Origin of the sequence: Geomonas sp. (assembly GCF_035254065.1) — a bacterium.
In the GTDB taxonomy this organism is placed as follows: domain Bacteria; phylum Desulfobacterota; class Desulfuromonadia; order Geobacterales; family Geobacteraceae; genus Geomonas.
Window position 1 is genome coordinate 1 of sequence record NZ_DATFBA010000169.1, and the last position, 5238, is coordinate 5238.

General features: G+C 61.0%; 6 protein-coding genes and 1 tRNA gene. 3 read left to right on the forward strand and 4 right to left on the reverse strand.

From position 1 onward, the window contains the following. From VJ604_RS08210 to nadB, 4 genes are all read right to left on the reverse strand, one after another. The coding region (locus tag VJ604_RS08210) for a [protein-PII] uridylyltransferase family protein (RefSeq protein WP_518517905.1) at positions 1-1563 on the reverse strand (1563 nt) is incomplete at its 3' end. Beyond that, complete coding sequence (locus VJ604_RS08215; protein ID WP_324081457.1) at positions 1563-1772, reverse strand: hypothetical protein; 210 nt, start codon at positions 1770-1772, stop codon at positions 1563-1565. The genes VJ604_RS08210 and VJ604_RS08215, both read right to left, overlap by 1 nt. Before the next feature lie 25 nt (positions 1773-1797). Beyond that, positions 1798-2073: a chorismate mutase gene (locus tag VJ604_RS08220; RefSeq protein WP_324081459.1), complete on the reverse strand. Its 276-nt coding sequence runs from the start codon at positions 2071-2073 to the stop codon at positions 1798-1800. 7 nt (positions 2074-2080) lie between these two features. Beyond that, on the reverse strand, positions 2081-3676 hold the full coding sequence (nadB, locus tag VJ604_RS08225; protein ID WP_324081462.1) for an L-aspartate oxidase: 1596 nt from the start codon (positions 3674-3676) through the stop codon (positions 2081-2083). A gap of 240 nt (positions 3677-3916) precedes the next feature. Here nadB and VJ604_RS08230 point away from each other — a divergent pair, with 240 nt between their 5' ends. The 3 genes from VJ604_RS08230 (at position 3917) to VJ604_RS08240 (ending at position 5234) form a co-directional block, all read left to right on the forward strand. Then, positions 3917-4486, forward strand: coding sequence for a transglycosylase SLT domain-containing protein (locus tag VJ604_RS08230; protein WP_324081464.1), 570 nt, complete (start codon positions 3917-3919; stop codon positions 4484-4486). Positions 4487-4502: 16 nt separating this feature from the next. Continuing rightward, on the forward strand, positions 4503-5096 hold the full coding sequence (pgsA, locus tag VJ604_RS08235) for a CDP-diacylglycerol--glycerol-3-phosphate 3-phosphatidyltransferase (RefSeq protein WP_324081466.1): 594 nt from the start codon (positions 4503-4505) through the stop codon (positions 5094-5096). Between the two features lie 63 nt (positions 5097-5159). Next, a tRNA-Cys gene (locus VJ604_RS08240) sits at positions 5160-5234 on the forward strand. Positions 5235-5238 lie beyond the last annotated feature (4 nt).

Genomic DNA, 5238 nt, shown 5'->3' on the forward strand with positions numbered 1-5238 from the left:
TCCCTTGCCGACATCGTGCATGAGCACGGCCAGAAGAAGCAGGTAGCGCTTGTCGATCTCCAGGGAGAGCTGGGTCAAGAGCACCAGGTCCTCACGGTGGTCGCCGCGCCAGAGCTTGGTGATCTCCTCGACGGCGAACAGCGTATGGGTGTCCACCGTGTAGATGTGGTAGACATCGTGCTGGACCTTGCAGTAGATGCGCTCGAACTCGGGAATGAAGCGGTTCAGGAAACCGAGGTGGTGCATCAGCTGCAGCGTCTCGGCCACCCCCTTGTCGGAGGAGAGGATGTTGACGAAGGAGGCGTTGGCCTCCTTGGAGCGGCGAAACTTGTCGTTGACCAGGTCGAGGTTGTCGCGGATCAGCTTCTTGGTGCCGATGCTGACCACCACCCCCTGCTTCTGGGCGTACTCGAAGACCTTCATGAGCCGGACCGGGTTCTTCTCGATCACCGACTCGTCCGGGACCACCAGTTCCCCCTTCATCACGTAGAAACCTTCGCCCACCGGGCGGCGGGTGAAGTAGCCCAAGATCTTGCGTGCCCCTTCCTCGCGGCGGCTGCACTTGGTGATGAGCAGCGAGCAGAAGTGTTCCACCCGGGTGGCGTGCAGGTAGAAGTCCTGCATGAACTGCTCGACGGCCAGGGTCTTGCCGCGGTCGTCGTAGCCGAAGAAGCGGGCGATGGCGGTCTGGGCGTCGAAGGTCAGCTGGTCGTTCTTGCGGCCGGCCAGGTAGTGCAGTTCGTTCCTGATCCGCCACAGGTAGCTCAAGGACTGGTAGTAGACCTCCAGCTCCTCCTCGGAGAGCACCCCCTTGGTGATCAGCTCGTGGGGGAGGTCCACCTTGTACTTGATCTTGGCGACCCACATGGCGGTGTGCAGGTCGCGCAGGCACCCCTCCCCCTCCTTCAGGTTGGGCTCCAGGATGTAGACGCTGGAGCCGTACTTCTCGCGCCTCTTTTTCAGCTCTTCGAGCTTCTCGGCGATGAAGGCGTCGCTTCGCTTGGCCAGCACCTGGCTCACCATCAGCTTCTTCAGTTCGTTGAAGAGCGGTTCGCTGCCGGTCAAAAGGCGGGCGTCCAACAGCGCGGTCTTGACGGTGACGTCGTTGTTGGCCATCTCGACGCAGTCGGCGAGGGTCCTCACCGAGTAGCCGACGTCCAGCTTGAGGTCCCACAGGAAGTAGAGGAGCCGGTTGGCGACCTCCTCCACCAGCTTGGAATCCTTGCCGCTGTAGAGGAACATCAGGTCGAGGTCGGAGTAGGGGTTGAGCTCGCCGCGCCCGTAGCCGCCGATGGCGACCAGGGCCAGCTGTCCGGTCTTGGGAAGGTGGAGGTCGTCGGAAAGCGCGGTGAACAGGGTGGTGACCAGGTCGTCGGTCATGGAGGTAATGGAGTCGACCACCTCCTTGCCCCCTCCCCCTTCACGATGCTCCCGCTTGGACTCCTCGCGGAAATGCTCCAGGAACTCGCGCGTCGCCGCCAGGTAGGCGCCGCGTTTCTCTTCAAACGTTGTACTCTCTCCCTTGAGCGACTCCGGGAGGTAGCCTTTTATGTTTAAGTACATCACCCTTCCTTGGCGATCCTGACTACCTGTAAAACACCCGGGAACGCCTCAATATCAGCTTCGGGGAGGTTGTCGGTGTCGCCGATGACTCCGATGATGACCCGGTTGGCACCGGTAGACTGGTGAATATCGTAACCTTTATCGATGAGATACGCCTTTATCTTTTCCTGGGCCTCGCTGTCGGCCCCCTTACGCATAACGATCAGCACGTGGATGCTCCTCTCGATGTTGCCATCAGTGTTCGCCGGCGGTCATGATCCGCTCCAGCCTGCGCGACTCGTCAACCACCCTTTCGAACAGCCGGACGATCGCCTCGTCGTCCAGGGGGCCCGGGTTCTCGACCGTCATGCGGCTGAAGATCCGCTTCTCGCGGGCCGGGTCGTAGACGGGGAGTCCCAGCCCCTTTTTGATCTCGCCGATCTTCAGGGCCAGCGCTGCGCGCTCGTTGAAGATCCGCAAAAGCTCGCTGTCCAGCCGGTCGATGTTCTCCCTGATCTCGTCAATGGTCATGGGCGCCTCAGAACTGCTTCTTGATAAAGGTGTCGCGCTTCCAGTTCACGTCGTCCACCCCGGGGTGGTCGATGTTGTAGTTGAGCCCGCGCGACTCCTTCCTCATCTGCGCGCAGGAGACGATCAGTTTGGCGACCGTGGTGATGTTGCGCAGCTCGATGAGGTCGGAGGTGACGATGAAGTTCCAGTAGTACTCCTCGATCTCCTCCTGGATCAGGTCGATCCGGCGCATGGCGCGCTCCAGCCGCTTGTCGGAGCGGACGATGCCAACGTAGTTCCACATGAAGCGCCTGACCTCGTCCCAGTTCTGGGAGACCACCACCATCTCGTCGGAGTTGGTGGCGGTGCCGCAGTCCCACTCGGGGAAGGTCGGCTCGGAGAACTCGCTCTCCTTGAGCGTCTTCACCGCATGCTCATAGGCGCGCCCCGCGTACACCCCCGCCTCCAGAAGGGAATTGCTGGCCAGCCGGTTGCCGCCGTGCAGGCCGGTGAAGGCGACCTCGCCGATGGCGTAGAGATGCTTGATGTCGGTCTCGGCGTTACCGTCCACCGCCACCCCGCCGCACAGGTAGTGGGCCGCCGGCACGACCGGGATCATGTCGCGGGTCATGTCGATGCCGTACTCGAGGCAGGTCTGGTAGATGTTGGGGAAACGGCCGGTGATGTAATCGGCGTCGCGGTGGGTGATGTCGAGGTAGACGCAGTCGTCGCCGTGGGTCTTCATCTCGTTGTCGATGGCTCGGGCCACGATGTCGCGGGGAGCCAGGTCCTTCAGGGGATGGTAGTTCTCCATGAAGGCCGTGCCGTCGCGCCGCCTGAGGATCGCCCCCTCGCCGCGCACCGCCTCGGAGATCAGGAAGGAGCGGGCGTGCGGGTGGTAGAGGGTGGTTGGGTGGAACTGCATGAACTCCATGTTGCAGATGGTGGCACCGGCGCGGTAGGCCATGGCGACACCGTCGCCGGTGGCGACGTCGGGGTTGCAGGTGTAGAGATAGACCTTGCCGGCGCCCCCGGAAGCAAGCAGCGTGATGCGGGAGGCGAAGGTCCTCACCGCCCCGGTCTGGATATCCAGCACGTGGGCGCCCAGGCAGCGGTTCACCTCCAGCTTCTTCTTGAGCACCTTCGATTCGGTGACCAGGTCGATGGCGATGTGGTTTTCGTAGATGGTGATGTCCTCATGGGCCCGCACCGCTGCCACCAGGGCGCGCTCGATCTCGCGGCCGGTGATGTCTTCCGCGTGCAGGATGCGGCGTGCGCTGTGCCCCCCCTCGCGGGTCAGGTCGTAGACCTCGCCGCTCTTGGTGAACTGCACCCCCCACTCGATCAGGTTGGCGATCACCTGGGGACCTTCCTCGACCACCATGCGCACCACGTCCTCGTGGCAGATGCCGGCGCCGGCCACCAGGGTGTCCTGCACGTGGGCGTCGAAGGTATCCTCCTCGGAGGAAACGGTGGCGATGCCCCCCTGGGCGTAGTTGGTGGCGGACTCCGTTATATCTCTTTTAGTGACCAAGGCGACCGAGCCATGGGCGGCTGCCTGCAGGGCAAACGAGAGCCCGGCAATGCCGCTGCCGATCACCAGGAAATCACTTGAAACCTTCATAACTCCCCCGATTAACTCCAATAATTCAGGAGTTTCATTGGAAAACTCGCAAATTATTGACCCCACAGCCATTTTTGTCAAGACTTTTGACAGGTTATCGGCGGGCGCCCCACATTAGGCCTTGAATTATCGGTGGTATTGTTCTATATGTTTTTGGTGCCGAAATTGCTCTTGTCGACTCACCAAAAGAGAAGGTCACGATTGAAGCTAGCCACATTTCTACTGATTGCCGGACTGGCCATGGCACCAGCGGTCATCTCCTGGCCCGCTGCCGCCAGCGCCGACATCTACCGCTACGAAGATCCGGAAGGAACCCTCCACTTCACAGACGCGCCGACCGACAAGCGCTTCAAGATCTTCATGCGGGATATCAAGAAGGACCGCAAGCTGCGGACCGTCTTCAAGCTCCCCGGCTACGCCAGGAATCCCGCCGAGTTCGAGCCGATCATCGCCGCCTACGCCAAGGAATACGGCGTGGACAGCTCGCTGATCAAGGCGGTGATCCACGCGGAATCCGGCTACAACCCCAATGCGGTCTCCCGCAAGGGGGCGCAGGGGCTCATGCAGCTGATGCCCAAGACGGCGCAGGGGCTGAAGGTCAACAACTCGCTGGATCCATCGGACAACATCCGCGGCGGGGTGCGCTACCTGAGGTTCCTTCTGGACACCTTCAAAGGGAACGAGTCGCTGGCGCTGGCCGCCTACAACTCGGGGATGGGGAGCGTTGCCAAGTACGGCGGCATCCCTCCCTACCAGGAAACGCAGGACTACGTGGCGAAGGTTTTAAGCTACAGAAACAATTACCGTTAAGTAAAGGCTTTAGCACATGGAGAGATCCACCCGCGGCCAGATCCTGAACCTGCCGAACATCCTGACCATGGTGAGGATTGCCACCATCCCGATCATCTGCCTGCTGCTGCTCTCGCCCGAGCGCCAGCCCTGCTTCTGGGCGGCGGCACTCTTCGCGGCGGCCTCGTTCACCGACTGGCTGGACGGCTACCTGGCCAGGCGGATGGAGATCGTCACCGTCTTCGGCAAGTTCCTCGACCCGATCGCCGACAAGCTGATCGTGATGGCGGCCCTGATCATGATCCTCCCCTACGACCGCGTGCCGGCCTGGATGGTGCTGGTCATCCTCGGGCGCGAGATCATCATCACCGGGCTGCGCGGCATCGCGTCCACCGAGGGGATCGTGATCGCGGCCAGCACGCTGGGGAAGTTCAAAACCATCTTCCAACTGGTCGCCATCATCGGCTTACTGCTTCATTACGATTACCGCTGGTTCTTCGCAGTCGATCATCCGCTCTTGATCGTCAACATGCATAATGTCGGCATGTTTTATCTGTGGATAGCGACGATCATCACCATCTGGTCGGGCGTCGATTACCTGAGCAAGTTCGTCAACGTCATCGCCAAGTAGCAAAATTTCCCATTGACAAAAGAAAGGGTTCACGGTATAAAGTCACCTCCTTACGCGAATTAGGGCGGCGTGGCCAAGTGGTAAGGCAAAGGACTGCAAATCCTTCATTCCCCGGTTCAAATCCGGGCGCCGCCTCCAGAAA